Below are 14735 nucleotides of genomic sequence, written 5' to 3' on the forward strand. Positions count from 1 at the left end.
AGCCGGCCGCTCCAGCAACGGAAGCTCGGTGAACAGAATCGACAGGTTGACGTTGAAGCGCATGTCCGTGAAACCCATAAACGCTCGGCATCCCTTCCGGATGACTGAGTTCTGCCACCCTTCCGGATGGCGGAGTTCTTTTTCTGCTATACGGGATGGTGGCCGTGCCGGGCGCGGTGGTCAAGCCGCGCCCGGGACACCGTCCGCGTCGGGGCCGAAATCAGCCCTGGGCCGAAACCGGAATCAGCCCTGAGCCGGAATCAGCCCTCGGCCGGGGTCAGACCTTGAGCGGCTTGATCGCGGTGGGAGCGTGACCCGGCTCGGTCGCGACCTCTTCCCACTCGTTCACCTTGTCGATCTCCGCGGCGGCCATGGAGATGTTGGTGATCCGCTCCAGGATCGCCTCGACGACGACCGGGACGCGGTACTCGGCGGCCAGCTTCTTGGCCTCCTCGAAGGCGGCGCCCAGCTGGCTGGGGTCGGTGACCCGGATCGCCTTGCAACCCAGGCCCTCGGCGACCTTGACGTGGTCGACGCCGTAGACGCCCAGCTCCGGCGAGTTGATGTTCTCGAACTCCAGGTTGACCTGGAAGTTGATGTCGAGGTTGCGCTGTGCCTGGCGGATCAGGCCCAGGTACGCGTTGTTCACCAGGACGTGGACGTAGGGGATCTTGTGCTGGGCGCCGACCGCCAGCTCCTCGATCATGAACTGGAAGTCGTAGTCACCGGACAGCGCCACGACCGGGGTCTCCGGGTCGGCCTTGGCGACGCCCAGCGCGGCCGGGATGGTCCAGCCCAGCGGGCCGGCCTGGCCGCAGTTGATCCAGTGGCGCGGCTTGTAGACGTGCAGCATCTGCGCGCCGGCGATCTGGGAGAGGCCGATGGTGGTGACGTAGCGGGTCTCCGGGCCGAACGCCTTGTTCATCTCCTCGTAGACGCGCTGCGGCTTCATCGGGATGTTGTCGAAGTGCGTACGGCGCTGGAGTTGAGCCTTGCGCTCCTGGGTGGAGGCGGCCCAGTCGCCGCGGTCGGGCAGCTTGCCGGCGGCCTTGAGTTCCTTGGCCACCTCGACGAACAGCTCCAGGGCGGCCTTGGCGTCCGAGGCGATGCCGTAGTCCGGGGCGAAGATCTTGCCGATCTGGGTCGGCTCGATGTCGACGTGGACGAACTTGCGGCCCTTGGTGTACAGGTCCAGCTTGCCGGTGTGGCGGTTGGCCCAGCGGTTTCCGATGCCGAGGACGAAGTCCGACTCCAGGAAGTTCGCGTTGCCGTAGCGGTGCGAGGTCTGCAGGCCCACCATGCCGGCGTTCAGCTCGTGGTCGTCGGGGACGATGCCCCAGCCCATCAGGGTCGGGATGACCGGGGTACCGGTCAGCTCGGCGAACTCGACCAGCAGGTCGGACGCGTCGGCGTTGATGATGCCGCCGCCGGCGACGATCAGCGGGCGCTCGGACTCGTTGAGGAGGGTGATCGCCTTCTCGATCTGGGCGCGGGTCGCGGCCGGCTTGAAGGCGGGCAGCGGCTCGTACAGCTCCGGGTCGAAGTCGATCTCGGTGAGCTGGACGTCGATCGGCAGGTCGATCAGGACGGGGCCGGGACGGCCGGAACGCATCAGGTGGAACGCCTGCTGGAAGACGCCGGGAACCTGGGCGGCCTCCATGACCGTGGTCGCGGCCTTGGCGACCGGCTTGGCGATCGCGGCGATGTCGACGGCCTGGAAGTCCTCCTTCTGGATCACCGCGGTGGGCGCCTGGCCGGTGATACAGAGGATCGGGATGGAGTCGCCGGTCGCGGAGTAGAGGCCGGTGATCATGTCGGTGCCGGCCGGGCCGGAAGTACCGATGCAGACGCCGATGTTGCCCGGGTGGGTCCGGGTGTAGCCCTCGGCCATGTGCGACGCGCCCTCGACGTGGCGCGCCAGCGTGTGATCGATCCCGCCCGCACCCTTGAGCGCCGCGTAGAAGGGGTTGATCGCCGCGCCGGGCACGCCGAAGGCGTTGGTCACGCCCTCGCGCTTGAGGATCTCCACCGCAGCGCGGGCTGCTGTCATTCGAGGCATCGAGTACTCCTGCGTCGGCCTGTCACGGGCTTCCGGCCGAACCGGCCGGGACTTAATTCCGCATCATGGAATTAATGTTTTGCTTTATGGAAGGAACGTAGAGCGAGACGTTCCACCCGTCAAGAGGTGCCTGGTGAGCGATACGGGCGAACCGGCCTGCGGACAGCGAAAAGCCGCGCACCGGTGGCTACCGGTGCGCGGCTCGGTGCGGGACGGGGCAGCCCCTCAATGGCCCGTTCGCGCTGCTCGCCCCCCTCTACTGAGCCGACTCGGCCGCCTCGTGAGCCGGCTCGGCCTGCCCGCTGCAGAACACCTCCTTGACGAGCCGCTGCTGCGCCTTCTGGAACGCCTCGGCCGTGGCGGCGAAGTCGAGCGCGGCGTCACCGGTGGTCAGCGAGGCGGTCAGGGTCTTACTGCCGTCGGGCGTGCTGTACATCAGCGCCGCCCAACCAAAAAAGCCGCCGTTGTGGTGGAAGAGGGTGCCGCCGTCCGTCTCCTCCGCGAACAACCCCAGGCCGTAGCCGAGTTTGGGGTGCGGCGTGCGCATCTCGGCCAGCAGTGAGTCCGGCAGGAGCTTGCCGCTCATCAGGGCGGAGAAGAACGTGTGGAGATCCTCGGTCGTCGAGATCATGTCCCCGGCAGCGGAGATCCAGGAGACGTTGAAGCGGGTGACGTCGACCACCTTCCACTGGCCGGCGTGCTCGTACCGGTAGTAGCCGTGAGCGTGCGGCTCGGGGATCTCCGGCGAGGTGCCCGGCACCACGGTGCCCGACAGTCCCAGCGGCTGCAGGATCAGCCGCCGCATCTCCTCGGCCAACGAGCGGCCGGTGACCTCCTCGATCAGCAACTTGGCCAGCACGTAGTTGGTGTTGGAGTAGCTCCAGTCCGCCCCCGGCTCAAACCGCGCCGGCTTGGACAACGCCAGCCGTACCAGCTCCTCCGGCTGGTAGGTGTGGAACTGGTTGTCCACGTACTCCTGGCCCTGCCAGGGGATCCCCGGCGCGACCGTCCCGTCGTCGTAGTACTCGCCGGTGTAGTTGAACAGCCCGCTGGTGTGCTGCAGCAGCATCCGCACCGTGATCCGCCGGTCCAGCCCGAACCCGGGCAGGTAGTCGTCCGCCGGGCTGTCCAGCCCGATCCTGCCCTCGGCCACCAGTTGCAGCACCACGGTCGCGGTGAAGGTCTTGGTGGTGCTGCCTATCCGGAATCGCCCGTTCGTCGGCGGCTTGGTGCGCTCGCCCAGCTTGCGCACCCCGGCGTGGCCGACCCACTCGCCCCGCTCGTCGTTGACGCGCAGTTGCACCCCGGCGAAACCGGAATCGACGATCTCCTCGATGGCCTTCTGCAGCTCCGGGCGATCCTGCCCGGTGAGGGTGAGGGACATGGCTGTGCTCCTTATGAGGTGTGTGGACGGTCGTTGCGGTGAGGGGTGTGGCCGCCCGGGGCGGCGACGAGGTTGCGTCGGCCGCCGAGGGCGTGGGCCGTGAGCGTTGGCGGGCGATCAAGTCCGGTTGCATCTGCCCGTGATCTTGGGGGCACCTCAGACGGCCTTGTCGCCGTCCGAGGTGCCCAGCACGTTCGTCCCGAAGTCCGGGTTGGCGCTGCGGGGTGCCCCTTTGGCGGGACCGGGTCAGAGGCTGCTGGCGGTGATGTCGCCGTGGGAGGTGGTGGCGCGGATGTCGAGTTCGGCGGTGCCGTCGTTCTTGAGGGCGTTGCTGATGCGGCCGTAGGCGGTGTGGGCGTCCAGGGCGGCCGAGACGCCGGCGGCGGCGCCGACGGTGATGTCGCCGGACTGGGTGCTGAGCACGACCTTGCCGCCCATGGCCTCGGTGATCCGGATGTCGCCCCGTGCGGTGCTGATCTCCGTGGGGCCGCCCAGCCGGCCGACCTCGACGTCGCCGTCGACCGCAGTGAGGCGCACGCTCGCGGCCTCGTCCAGCTTGATCTGGCTGTACGCGCCTTCGAAAGCGACGTCGCCGAGGCGGCCGAGGGTCCGGAGTTCGGCACTGGCCGTCTTGGCCTCGACGTGGGAACCGGCGGGCAGCTTGACCGTCACCTCGATGGATCCGGACGGGCCGAAGTACTGGTCCTTCGCCGACGACTCGATCCGCAGGACTCCGTCGGCGTACTCGACCGTGGTCTGCTCCGCCGCCTTCACGTCGCGGCCCTTCGAGGCGTTCGCCGGCAGGACCTCGACCGTGGTGTCGGCGCGGTCCGCAGCGATGAACCGGACGCGTCCGGCGGGGATGCCCAGGACGGCGGAGATCGGGGCGGGGGTGTGGAACTTCTGCATCATGCTCTCCCTTGTGCTGGCGACTCACTGTTTCCGAACACCAGAAACGCTACGTTGCTTTCTAGTTTTGGGCAACGAGGTTTTTGCACAGGAACAGCATTTATGCAGGTAGAAGCAGGATAATCATTGCAACACCCTCCCGCTTAACGCAACGAAGGCACAGTCGTCCGTTGCAATACATTGAAGGTGAACGCTATGGTGGAGGCGTCACAGAATGCCGAGCAGCACCATGGAGCCCCCCGTGGGGCATGAAGGGGGTCGTCATGCCGGGAGGCAGGCTCACCCAGGCCGAACGCCAGCAGATCGCGACAGGGCTGGCCGACGGCCTGGCCTACGCCGAGATCGCCCGCGGTCTCGACCGTCCAACCTCCACCATCACGCGTGAGGTGATGCGCAACGGCGGCCCCACCAACTACCGCGCCGACCTGGCCCACCGCGCCACCCAGCAGCGCACCCACCGGCGCAGGCACGCCACGCAGCAGGGGTCGAAGGCGCTCCCGCAACCCTACGGACGCGACGCCGAAGCCGTACGCGACTACCAGGAGACCCTCACCACCGTCTACATGACCTCGGGCCTGCCCAAGATGATGGCCCGGGTGCTGGGCTGCCTCTACACCACCGACACCGGCAGCCTCACCGCCTCCGAACTCGCCGGGCGCCTCCAGGTCAGCCCGGCGTCCATCTCCAAGGCGATCACGTTCCTCGAAAGCCAAGACCTCGTCCGCCGGGAACGCGACGAACGCCGCCGCGAGCGCTACGTCGTCGACGACGACCTCTGGTACCAGGCGATGCTCCGCAGCGCCCGGGCCAACGACCAGTTCATCGAGACCGCACGGCAGGGCGTCGGCGTCCTCGGCCACGGCACCCCGGCCGCCACCCGCCTCGAAAACGCCGCCCGCTTCCTCGACTTCGTCAGCGAAGCACTCATCCGCGCCGCCGAGCAGGGGCGCGAGGTCCTCTACACCAGAACCGAAACGACCCCGGACAGCACCGCCACGCCACGTACAGAAGGCGCATAGACAAGTCCTTCGTCGCGGCTCCGTGGCAGATCGGGTGGCGGGCCGGTGTCCGTGCTGGGGGCGGCTTCCGGCCAGACCAGGAGGAGGGGCAGGGGGCGTGGTCGGATCGATCAGGAATCGAGAAGCGCGGGACACGGAGCCGGTTCTAGCCTGCTCGTCATGGACATCACCATTCACACGAGTTCCCTGCCGCACGACGACCCGGACGCCTCGCTCGCCTTCTACCGCGACGTCCTCGGCTTCGAGGTCCGTAGCGATGTCGGGCAGGGCAGGATGCGCTGGATCACGGTCGGTCCGGCCGGTCAGCCCGACACGTCGATCCTTCTGGCACCGCCGGCCGCCGACCCGGGAGTCACCGAGGACGAGCGCCGCACCATCGCCGAGATGATGGCCAAGGGCACCTACGGCTGGATCCTGCTGGCCACCCCGGACCTCGACGCCACGTTCGAGAAGGCGCAGGCCGGTGACGCCGAGGTCGTCCAGGAGCCGACCGAGCAGCCGTACGGCATCCGTGACTGCGCCTTCCGCGACCCCGCGGGCAACCTGGTCCGCATCCAGGAGCTGCGCTGAGCCTGCGGCCGGAGATGCGGCCGTGCCGGTCGGCTCCGCGACCACCTGCGAAGAACGCGGCGCACCGTGCCGAGGTACCCGCCCTGCCGGCCGCCCACCGGGGCCGCGTCCGCATCGGACAGGGACCCGGAGTCCGTCCCGCTGCTGTCCGGCAGATGCTCGACCGGCCCGTCGGCTCCGGCTCGTCGGCTCCGGCGCGCCGGTCCTCATCACCGAGCGCCTGGGGTGCCTTGTCCCGGCAAGCGCCCCAGGCGCTCGTAGGCGTCGACGGAAGTGGAAGAGGCAAGAAGGGAAGGGGAGTTCTCCCATGTGTCAGCCCGAGTGGCGGCGTGCACGCGTCGAGGCGCAGCGCCTGACCGATCTCGCGCGGCTGCGCCGCGTCCGCGACCGGATCGACAGGGAGTACGCGCAGCCGCTGAACGTGGAGGCGCTCGCCCGCGGCGTGAACATGTCCGCCGGGCACCTCAGCCGGCAGTTCCGGGCCGCCTACGGCGAGTCGCCGTACGCGTACCTGATGACGCGTCGCATCGAGCGCGCGACGGCGCTGCTGCGGCGGGGCGACCTCAGCGTCACCGAGGTCTGCTTCGCGGTCGGCTGCGCGTCGCTGGGCACGTTCACCACCCGCTTCACCGAGCTGGTCGGCATGTCGCCCGGAGCCTTCCGGCGCCGCGCGGCGCATGCGGCGGATGTGGCGGATGTGGCGGATGTGGCGGCCGACCGTGCCGATGCCGCAGGTGCGGCCGGTGATACGGGGCCTGCGGTCACGGTGGAGGGAATGCCGGCATGTGTGGCGAAGCAGGTGACCAGACCGGTCAGGAATCGAGAAGCCCCGGCCGCCGAGCGGCCCCTAGCGTGATGGCCATGGCAATCACCACTTCCACCGCATCCACCACGTCCCTCGCATCCGTCACCCTTGAGGTGGCCGACCCCGAGGCCGCCCACCGCTTCTGCACCGCCCTCGGAGTGGACACACACATACGCCTGCGGGCCTCCGAGGCCCACTCCACCGGATTCCGTGGCTTCACCCTGGCGCTCACGGTGTCCCAGCCGGCCACCGTCGACAGCTTCCTCGGCGCCGCCGGGGACGCCGGCGCCACGGTGCTGAAGCCCGCCGCGAAGTCGCTGTGGGGCTACGGCGGAGTCGTCCAGGCGCCCGACGGGACGATCTGGAAGGTCGCGACCTCGGCGAAGAAGGACACCGGCCCGGTCACCCGCGAGATCGACGAGATCGTCCTCCTGCTCGGCGTCGAGGACATGAAGGCAAGCAAGCAGTTCTACGTCGGCCGGGGTCTGACGGTGGCCAGGAGCTTCGGCGGCAAGTACGCCGAGTTCGCCTCCGGCGAGGCCAGCCCCGTCAAGCTGGCGCTGTACAAGCGCCGCGGCCTGGCCAAGGACCTCGGCGTCCCCGCCGACGGCACCGGCTCGCACCGCATCGTCCTCGGCAGCACCGCCGGCTCCTTCACCGACCCGGACGGATTCGCCTGGGAGGCCGCCACGTCTCTCGCCCCCACGCCGTCCACGGCGTCCGTACTGAACTGACTCCCGGCCCTGCACTCCGGGCGCTGAACTCCAGGCGCCGAACTCCTGCCCCGGCCTGCTCACGCCTGTACGAGAGGAAATCTGCCATGCAGCACACGAAGTCGTCTGCCGAGAACTCCGGCACGGCCGCCGAGCACTACAACGGATTCACCGCCGAGGAACGGGCCGCGATGAAGGAGCACGCGCAGGAGCAGAAGAAGGCGGCGGTGCGCCGCGGTTCGCGGGCGGAGAAGGAGGCGGCAGCGGAGCGGGATGTGCTCGCGAAGATCGCCGAGATGCCGGAGGCGGACCGGGTCCTCGCCGAGCGGATCCACGCCATCGTCAAGACCGCCGCACCGGGCCTCACGCCCAAGCTCTGGTACGGGATGCCCGCCTACGCCAGAGACGGCAAGGTCGTCTGCCACTTCCAGAGTGCGCAGAAGTTCACGTCGAGGTATGCCACGCTCGGATTCAGCGACCAGGCGGCGCTCGACGACGGCGCCATCTGGCCGACCGCCTACGCCCTGAAGGAACTCACCGCAGTCGACGAACAGCGCATCAGCGCGCTCGTGAAGAAGGCGATGGGCTGAAGGTTTGCTGGAGAGGCCGCAGGCTGCAGGCCGCAGGGCGCAGGCCGCCGGACTGGTCAGGGAGTTGGAACGCACAGCTGCTGTGCATGTCCAGATCCGGACGCCTTCGGGCGATGGCCGCGCTGAAGCGGGGAGAGCCGGAAACAGGGCGACCGGATGGCCGAACGGCCGCTTGACTGTGGGTATTTGATGCCTCATCAGGTCGATGCCCGGCGAGAGCGAAAGACTCCGCCCGGTCGTGGATCGCCGCGAGTACGGGCCGTTCCCCGGGTTCCCTCCACCCCGCCGCAAACGATCTCCCGCATTTCTCCCACCAGCAATGTGAGGCATCAGGAGACGCCCAACGGCCCCACTCCACCCGGAGTGGGGCCCTTCTTCCTTCATGCCGGACTACGCGCGTCTTGCGGGTAATTGGTGCTAGCGGATCGGCATCCCCGACAGCGTACGGGCGATCACCAGCCGCTGGATCTCGCTGGTGCCTTCGAAGATCGTGTAGATGGCGGCGTCGCGGTGCATCCGCTCGACCGGGTATTCGCGGGTGAAGCCGTTGCCGCCGAGGATCTGGACGGCCTGGGCGGTGACCTTCTTGGCGACCTCGCTCGCGTAGAGCTTGGACATGGAGCCCTCGGCGGAGGTGAAGGGCTTGCCGGTGGTCGCCATCCACGAGGCGCGCCAGACCAGCAGCCGGGCGGCGTCGATCTGGGTCCGCATGTCGGCGAGCTGGAAGGCCACGCCCTGGTTGTCGATGATCGGGCGGCCGAACTGCTCGCGGGTCCTGGCGTACTCCAGCGCCTCCTCGTACGCCGCGCGGGCGGTGCCGACGGCCATGGCGCCGACGGCCGGGCGGGACGCCTCGAAGGTGGCCATCGCGGCGTTCTTCACGCGCTCGCCTCCGCTCCTAGCACTCCCCCAGCCTTCGGCCGGGGGGACCCCCATCTCGCTTCGCTCGCGGGCGCGGGCCAGCCGCTCGTCGAGCTTCTCCTTGCCGCCGAGCAGGCAGTGGCCGGGGACCCGGACGTCCTCCAGGACGACCTCGGCGGTGTGCGAGGCGCGGATGCCGTGCTTCTTGAACTTCGGGCCCTGCGAGAGGCCCGGGGTGTTCGGCGGGACGATGAAGGAGGCGTGCCCCTTGGAGCCCAGCTCCGGGTCGACGACGGCGACCACGACGTGGACACCGGCGATGCCGCCGTTGGTCGCCCAGGTCTTGGTGCCGTTGAGCACCCACTCGTCCTTGGCCCCGTCGTAGACGGCCCGGGTGCGCATCGAGGCGACGTCCGAGCCGGCGTCCGGTTCGGAGGAGCAGAAGGCGGCGACCTTGACGTCATCGGGGTCGCCGTACATCTGCGGGACCCAGGTGCCGATCTGCTCCTCGGTGCCGTTGGCCAGGACGCCGACGGCGGCGAGCCCGGTGCCCACGATGGACAGCGCGATGCCGGCGTCGCCCCAGAACAGCTCCTCCATGGCCATGGGGATGCCGAGGCCGGTGGGGTCGAAGAACTGCTGGGCGTAGAAGTCGAGGGAGTACAGGCCGATCTTGGCGGCTTCCTGGATGACCGGCCAGGGGGTCTCCTCGCGCTCGTCCCATTCGGCGGCGGCGGGGCGCATGACATCCGCGGCGAAGCCGTGAATCCAGTCACGGACTTCCTTCTGCTCGTCGTTGAGCTCCATGGTGAACTCGGCCATGTCCCCTCCAGTGGTGCGCGCATGCCAGATGTTACTTGCGGTAACCCGAGTCTGTTACTCGCCAGTAGATAATGTCAACTCCTCCGCGCGACCCAACCGGCGCCGCAGGGCATCCGCAGTGCGGTCCGAATCGGCCGCGGAGTTCGGGCCTTGCGCAGTTCGGGTGTTACGTTGCGCGAGCGCCACGGATTCACAAGGGTGGGGAGCACGACCATGGACAGCGAAGAGCACAGCGGCACCACGCACAGCAGCACCGCGCACGGCGAGGCCGGGCAGGGCGACCGGCAGCAGACCGCGACCGAGCGCAGACGGCGGGAACTCCTGGAGGCGGCCGAGCGCATCGTGCTGCGCGACGGCCCGGGGGCGTCGATGAACGCCATCGCCGCCGAGGCCGGTATCACCAAGCCGATCCTCTACCGGCACTTCGGCGACAAGGGCGGGCTCTACCGCGCCCTGGCCGTGCGGCACACCGACGCCCTGCTGGCCAACCTGCGCACCGCACTGGACGCCCCGGTCCTGCGCCGGGACCGGGTGGAGGCCACCCTGGACGCCTATCTGGTCGCCATCGAGGCCCGGCCGCAGGTCTACCGCTTCCTGATGCACCCGGCGGACGAGGACATGCCGTCGGAGTCCGGCTTCGACGTGGGACGGCACTCCGCCCCCCTGCTGCGCCGGCTCGGCGAGGAGCTGGCCACGGTGATCTCCGAACGGCTCGACCTGGGGGCGGACGGCGCGGAGCGGGCTCGGGTCTGGGGCCACGGCATCGTCGGCATGATGCACGCCGCCGGGGACTGGTGGCTGCGCGAACGCCCGTGCTCCCGCGAGCAGTTGGTGCGTCACCTGGCCGATCTGCTGTGGGGCCAGCTGGCCACCGTCCGGGACCTGGCGAACGGCCCCGGCTTCTGAGCCCCACCGAGGACCGGTGTCGTGCCGGGGACCTGCCCTATGCCGGTACGGTCCCCGCGGTCCACGGGGCCCGGGGCGCCGCGCGCAGCGCCCGGCGGCGCCGGAGCCCGGTGAGCCGGTCCAGATAGAGACCGCCTTCGAGGTGGTCGCACTCGTGCTGGAGGCAGCGGGCGAAGAACCCGGTGCCGGTCACGGTCACCGGCTCGCCGGTGACCGTGAGCCCTTCCACGACGGCGTGGTCGTGGCGCGGTGTGCCCGCCTCGATACCGGGCACCGAGAGGCAGCCCTCGGGTCCGCGGACGACCGGGCCGTCCGCCTCGACGAGCCGGGGGTTGACGAGGTGCCCCAGGTGGCGGCGCTCCTCGTCGTCCGGGCAGTCGTAGACGAACACCCGCAGCGGGACGCCGATCTGGTTGGCGGCCAGTCCCACCCCCTCGGCGGCGTACATTGTCGCGTACATGTCCTCGACCAGCGCGGCCAGCTCGCCGTCGAAGGCGGTGACGTCCTCGCAGGGCACGGTCAGAGCGGGGTCGCCGAGGAGGCGCAGGGGGCGGACGCGGCCGGAACTGCCGGGGATGGTGCGGTGGCGCATGCGCCCCAGCGTACGGGCCGGGGCATACCGGATGGTGTCACACAGGTGGCGGAGTTCGGGGCTGCCGCCGGATCTCGATAGGCTGATCCCTGACCGAAGCCTCCGGCCGGCCGTCGGCCACGGAGGGGGCGTTCCACCGGCAGCCTGAGGCCAGGAGGGCGCCGGATGCAAGGAGGATCTAGGACGATGGCAGGCAACACGGAGCCGCTGTCGCCGCGGGCCAAGCTGGCCGTGACGGCCGGCAAGGCCGCGGCAGCGGTGTCGCGCGCGGCGGGCCGCGGCAGCGGATCGGTGATCGGCGGCCGGGTGGCACTCAAGCTCGACCCCGACCTGCTGGCCTCGTTGGCCAGGCATCTGGACGTGATCCTGGTGTCCGCCACCAACGGCAAGACCACCACGACGCGGCTGATCGCCGAGGCGCTGCGGGCCAGCGGTCCGGTGGTCTCCAACGCGCTGGGCGCCAACATGCCGGCGGGGATCACGTCCGCGCTGGCGGGCGGCTCGGACGCCAAGTACGGCGTCATCGAGGTGGACGAGAAGTACCTCGCGGGTGTGGCGCGGGATGTCACGCCGAAGGCCATAGCGCTGCTGAACCTCTCGCGGGACCAGCTCGACCGCGCCGCGGAGACCCGGATGCTGGCCGAGCGCTGGCGCGAGGGGCTGAGCGGTTCCAAGGCCCTGATCATCGCCAACGCGGACGACCCGCTGATCGTCTGGGCGGCCTCGTCGTCCGCGAACGTGGTGTGGGTCGCGGCCGGGCAGGAGTGGAAGGACGACGCCTGGTCCTGCCCCTCGTGCGGCGGTGTGATGCAGCGGCCCGGCGACGACTGGTTCTGCGCCGAGTGCGGCTTCCGCCGCCCGACGCCCAGCTGGGCGCTCTCCGGCGACCACGTGCTCGACCCGCACGGCAGCGCCTGGCCGATCAAGCTCCAGCTGCCGGGCCGTGCCAACAAGGCGAACGCCACCACCTCCGCCGCGGTCGCCGCCGCCTTCGGCGTGCCGCCGCAGGTCGCACTGGAGCGGATGTTCACCGTGCAGGCGGTGGCCGGCCGCTACGACGTGGTCGGCTTCATGGAGCGCGAGCTGCGGCTGCTGCTGGCGAAGAACCCGGCCGGCTGGCTGGAGACCTTCTCGCTGATCGACGGGCCGCCGACCCCGGTGATCATGTCCGTCAACGCGCGCGGCGCGGACGGTACGGACACCTCCTGGCTGTGGGACGTGGACTACACCCGGCTGGCCGGGCACCCGATCTTCGTGCTCGGTGACCGCAAGCTGGACCTGGCGGTGCGCCTGGAGGTCGCCGGCCTCGACTTCCAGGTGTGCGACAGCCTCGACGAGGCGGTACGGGCGGCGCCGCCCGGCCGTATCGAGGTCATCGCCAACTACACGGCCTTCCAGGACCTGCGCCGCCGTGTGGGCAACTAGTGCGATCCCACCGACCTCACGGACAAGGACGAGCGAGCATGAGTGACAACAGTCTGCGCCTGGTGTGGATCTACCCGGACCTGCTGAGCACCTACGGTGACCAGGGCAATGCGCTGGTGGTGGAGCGCCGGGCGCGCCAGCGCGGTCTGGACGTGCAGCGGCTGGACGTACGGTCCGACCAGCAGATCCCCACCTCCGGCGACATCTACCTGATCGGCGGCGGTGAGGACCGGCCGCAGCGGCTGGCGGCCGAGCGGCTGATCCGCGACGGCGGACTGGACCGCGCGGTCTCCAACGGCGCGATCGTCTTCTCGGTGTGCGCCGGCTACCAGATCCTGGGCCACGAGTTCATCAACGACCTCGGTGAGCGGCAGCAGGGCCTGGGGCTGCTGGACGTGGTGAGCACCCGCGGCGAGGGCGAGCGGTGCGTCGGCGACGTACTGGCCGACATCGACCCGAAGTTGGGGCTGCCGCCGCTGACCGGCTTCGAGAACCACCAGGGCGTGACGCACCTGGGCAAGACCGCCCGGCCGTTCGCCAAGGTGCGCTTCGGCAACGGCAACGGGGTCGGCGACGGCTACGAGGGCGCGTGGAACGACACCGTCTTCGGTACGTACATGCACGGCCCGGTGATGGCTCGCAACCCGCATATCGCGGATCTGCTGATCAAGCTGGCGCTGGACGTCAACGCGCTGCCGCCGGCCGACGACACCTGGTACGAGGCGCTGCGCCAGGAGCGGATCGCGGCGGCGACGGCGCAGACCGCCTGAGCGGGCCGGCGGCCGCCGCACAGAACCGGCCGGATACGGGGCGTTATACCCCGTATCCGGCCGGTTCTGCTTTTTCCGCGGGTGCGCGTCCGCACTGCGGGCGTCCCTGTGCCGGGTGGCCGCGCGCTTGTAGGCTGGGCGGGATTCCCACCGGACGACGGGGTCCGGCCTCCGGCTGAGCTGCAGAGGGTTCTACGAGCAATGCGTATTGGTGTACTCACCTCCGGCGGCGACTGCCCCGGTCTGAACGCCGTCATCCGGTCCGTCGTCCACCGCGCCACCGCCGACCACGGTGATGAGGTGATCGGCTTCCGCGACGGCTGGAAGGGCCTGCTGGAAGGCGACTACCGCAAGCTCGACCTGGACGCGGTCGGCGGCATCCTGGCGCGCGGCGGCACCATCCTCGGGTCGTCGCGGGTGCAGCCCGCCCAGCTGCGGGACGGCGTCGAGCGGGCCCGCGGCCATGTCGCCGAGCTGGGCCTGGACGCGATCATTCCCATCGGCGGCGAGGGCACGCTCAAGGCGGCGCGGCTGCTGTCCGACGCCGGGCTGCCGATCGTCGGCGTCCCGAAGACCATCGACAACGACATCGCCGTCACCGACGTCACCTTCGGCTTCGACACCGCGGTGGGGGTGGCGACCGAGGCCCTGGACCGGCTCAAGACCACCGCCGAGTCACACCAGCGGGTGATGATCGTCGAGGTGATGGGGCGGCACACCGGCTGGATCGCGCTGCACTCGGGGATGGCGGCCGGCGCGCACGCGATCGTGGTGCCGGAGCGGCCGTTCGACATCGAGGAGCTGACCGCGCGGGTCGCCGAACGGTTCGAGGCCGGCAAGAAGTTCGCGATCGTGGTGGTCGCCGAGGGCGCCAAGCCGCGTCCGGGCACCATGTCGTTCGACGTGGGCGGCACGGACGTGTACGGCCACGAGCGGTTCGCCGGTGTGGCCCGGCAGCTGTCGCTGGAGCTGGAGAGCCGGCTCGGCAAGGAGGCCCGTCCGGTCATCCTCGGCCACGTCCAGCGCGGCGGGACGCCGACCGCGTACGACCGGGTGCTGGCCACCCGCTTCGGCTGGCACGCCGTCGAGGCCGCGCACCGCGGCGAGTTCGGGAAGATGACGGCGCTGCGCGGCACCGAGATCACGCTGGTGCCGCTGGCGGAGGCCGTGGAGAGCCTGAAGACGGTGCCCGCGGAGCGCTACGACGAGGCCGAGTGCGTGCTGTGACCGGCGCCCTGATCCCGCCCCGGGCAGGAGCGGCGATCCACCCGTAGTAGTCCGGTTCTGGACGAAGCGCCCCCGGCCGTGGG

The 14735-nt window shown here is 70.0% G+C and carries 14 protein-coding genes; 9 read left to right on the plus strand and 5 right to left on the minus strand.

Features of this window, described 5'->3' with window-relative positions; genetic code table 11:
• Window positions 1–277: 277 nt before the first annotated feature.
• The 3 genes from gcl to ACO1BR_RS32650 all read right to left on the minus strand — a co-directional run bounded on the left by gcl (window position 278) and on the right by ACO1BR_RS32650 (window position 4352).
• Complete coding sequence (gene gcl / locus ACO1BR_RS32640; RefSeq protein ID WP_426798710.1) at window positions 278–2059, minus strand: glyoxylate carboligase; 1782 nt, start codon at window positions 2057–2059, stop codon at window positions 278–280.
• A 256-nt stretch (window positions 2060–2315) separates the two neighbouring features.
• Window positions 2316–3443, minus strand: a complete 1128-nt coding sequence (locus tag ACO1BR_RS32645; RefSeq protein WP_426798711.1) for a serine hydrolase domain-containing protein — start codon at window positions 3441–3443, stop codon at window positions 2316–2318.
• Window positions 3444–3689: 246 nt separating this feature from the next.
• Window positions 3690–4352, minus strand: a complete 663-nt coding sequence (locus tag ACO1BR_RS32650; RefSeq protein WP_426798779.1) for a DUF4097 family beta strand repeat-containing protein — start codon at window positions 4350–4352, stop codon at window positions 3690–3692.
• A 263-nt stretch (window positions 4353–4615) separates the two neighbouring features.
• On the opposite strand from ACO1BR_RS32650, the gene ACO1BR_RS32655 reads away from it, so the two are divergent.
• From ACO1BR_RS32655 to ACO1BR_RS32675, 5 genes are all read left to right on the plus strand, one after another.
• Window positions 4616–5371 carry a helix-turn-helix domain-containing protein gene (locus tag ACO1BR_RS32655; protein ID WP_426798712.1) on the plus strand — a complete coding sequence of 252 codons (756 nt, stop codon included), beginning with the start codon at window positions 4616–4618 and terminating at the stop codon, window positions 5369–5371.
• Between the two features lie 159 nt (window positions 5372–5530).
• Window positions 5531–5941 carry a VOC family protein gene (locus tag ACO1BR_RS32660; protein WP_426798713.1) on the plus strand — a complete coding sequence of 137 codons (411 nt, stop codon included), beginning with the start codon at window positions 5531–5533 and terminating at the stop codon, window positions 5939–5941.
• 307 nt (window positions 5942–6248) lie between these two features.
• Window positions 6249–6797, plus strand: coding sequence for a helix-turn-helix transcriptional regulator (locus tag ACO1BR_RS32665; protein WP_426798714.1), 549 nt, complete (start codon window positions 6249–6251; stop codon window positions 6795–6797).
• The gene (locus tag ACO1BR_RS32670; RefSeq protein WP_426798715.1) at window positions 6797–7480 is read left to right on the plus strand and encodes a glyoxalase; all 684 of its coding nucleotides are present in this window, start codon (window positions 6797–6799) and stop codon (window positions 7478–7480) included. Before ACO1BR_RS32665 ends, ACO1BR_RS32670 begins: the two co-directional genes overlap by 1 nt.
• Before the next feature lie 86 nt (window positions 7481–7566).
• On the plus strand, window positions 7567–8049 hold the full coding sequence (locus ACO1BR_RS32675) for an iron chaperone (RefSeq protein WP_426798716.1): 483 nt from the start codon (window positions 7567–7569) through the stop codon (window positions 8047–8049).
• Between the two features lie 417 nt (window positions 8050–8466).
• On the opposite strand, the gene ACO1BR_RS32680 is transcribed toward ACO1BR_RS32675, so the two are convergent.
• The gene (locus tag ACO1BR_RS32680) at window positions 8467–9732 is read right to left on the minus strand and encodes an acyl-CoA dehydrogenase family protein (RefSeq protein ID WP_426798717.1); all 1266 of its coding nucleotides are present in this window, start codon (window positions 9730–9732) and stop codon (window positions 8467–8469) included.
• Window positions 9733–9945: 213 nt separating this feature from the next.
• Here ACO1BR_RS32680 and ACO1BR_RS32685 point away from each other — a divergent pair, with 213 nt between their 5' ends.
• A complete protein-coding gene (locus ACO1BR_RS32685; protein WP_426798718.1) occupies window positions 9946–10638 on the plus strand; it encodes a TetR family transcriptional regulator in 693 nt (230 codons plus the stop codon).
• Between the two features lie 37 nt (window positions 10639–10675).
• Here ACO1BR_RS32685 and def read toward each other — a convergent pair whose 3' ends face one another.
• Window positions 10676–11230 carry a peptide deformylase gene (def, locus tag ACO1BR_RS32690; protein WP_426798719.1) on the minus strand — a complete coding sequence of 185 codons (555 nt, stop codon included), beginning with the start codon at window positions 11228–11230 and terminating at the stop codon, window positions 10676–10678.
• A gap of 186 nt (window positions 11231–11416) precedes the next feature.
• Here def and ACO1BR_RS32695 point away from each other — a divergent pair, with 186 nt between their 5' ends.
• The 3 genes from ACO1BR_RS32695 (at window position 11417) to ACO1BR_RS32705 (ending at window position 14652) form a co-directional block, all read left to right on the plus strand.
• A complete protein-coding gene (locus ACO1BR_RS32695) occupies window positions 11417–12655 on the plus strand; it encodes a MurT ligase domain-containing protein (RefSeq protein ID WP_426798720.1) in 1239 nt (412 codons plus the stop codon).
• 38 nt (window positions 12656–12693) lie between these two features.
• A complete protein-coding gene (locus ACO1BR_RS32700) occupies window positions 12694–13425 on the plus strand; it encodes a type 1 glutamine amidotransferase (RefSeq protein ID WP_426798721.1) in 732 nt (243 codons plus the stop codon).
• Window positions 13426–13626: 201 nt separating this feature from the next.
• Entirely contained in the window at window positions 13627–14652 is a 1026-nt protein-coding gene (locus ACO1BR_RS32705; protein WP_426798722.1) for a 6-phosphofructokinase, read from the plus strand.
• Window positions 14653–14735: the final 83 nt, after the last annotated feature.

Source organism: Streptomyces sp. YGL11-2 (assembly GCF_050054615.1).
In the GTDB taxonomy this organism is placed as follows: Bacteria; Actinomycetota; Actinomycetes; order Streptomycetales; family Streptomycetaceae; genus Streptomyces.

Bases quoted from the DNA above. Each gene is read 5' to 3' on its own strand.
- ACO1BR_RS32680 (WP_426798717.1), bottom strand. From the start codon at position 9,732: ATGGCCGAGTTCACCATGGAGCTCAACGACGAGCAGAAGGAAGTCCGT.
- gcl (WP_426798710.1), bottom strand. From the start codon at position 2,059: ATGCCTCGAATGACAGCAGCCCGCGCTGCGGTGGAGATCCTCAAGCGC.
- ACO1BR_RS32670 (WP_426798715.1), top strand. From the start codon at position 6,797: ATGGCCATGGCAATCACCACTTCCACCGCATCCACCACGTCCCTCGCA.
- def (WP_426798719.1), bottom strand. From the start codon at position 11,230: ATGCGCCACCGCACCATCCCCGGCAGTTCCGGCCGCGTCCGCCCCCTG.
- ACO1BR_RS32645 (WP_426798711.1), bottom strand. From the start codon at position 3,443: ATGTCCCTCACCCTCACCGGGCAGGATCGCCCGGAGCTGCAGAAGGCC.
- ACO1BR_RS32660 (WP_426798713.1), top strand. From the start codon at position 5,531: ATGGACATCACCATTCACACGAGTTCCCTGCCGCACGACGACCCGGAC.
- ACO1BR_RS32675 (WP_426798716.1), top strand. From the start codon at position 7,567: ATGCAGCACACGAAGTCGTCTGCCGAGAACTCCGGCACGGCCGCCGAG.
- ACO1BR_RS32700 (WP_426798721.1), top strand. From the start codon at position 12,694: ATGAGTGACAACAGTCTGCGCCTGGTGTGGATCTACCCGGACCTGCTG.
- ACO1BR_RS32685 (WP_426798718.1), top strand. From the start codon at position 9,946: ATGGACAGCGAAGAGCACAGCGGCACCACGCACAGCAGCACCGCGCAC.
- ACO1BR_RS32665 (WP_426798714.1), top strand. From the start codon at position 6,249: ATGTGTCAGCCCGAGTGGCGGCGTGCACGCGTCGAGGCGCAGCGCCTG.
- ACO1BR_RS32650 (WP_426798779.1), bottom strand. From the start codon at position 4,352: ATGCAGAAGTTCCACACCCCCGCCCCGATCTCCGCCGTCCTGGGCATC.
- ACO1BR_RS32655 (WP_426798712.1), top strand. From the start codon at position 4,616: ATGCCGGGAGGCAGGCTCACCCAGGCCGAACGCCAGCAGATCGCGACA.
- ACO1BR_RS32705 (WP_426798722.1), top strand. From the start codon at position 13,627: ATGCGTATTGGTGTACTCACCTCCGGCGGCGACTGCCCCGGTCTGAAC.
- ACO1BR_RS32695 (WP_426798720.1), top strand. From the start codon at position 11,417: ATGGCAGGCAACACGGAGCCGCTGTCGCCGCGGGCCAAGCTGGCCGTG.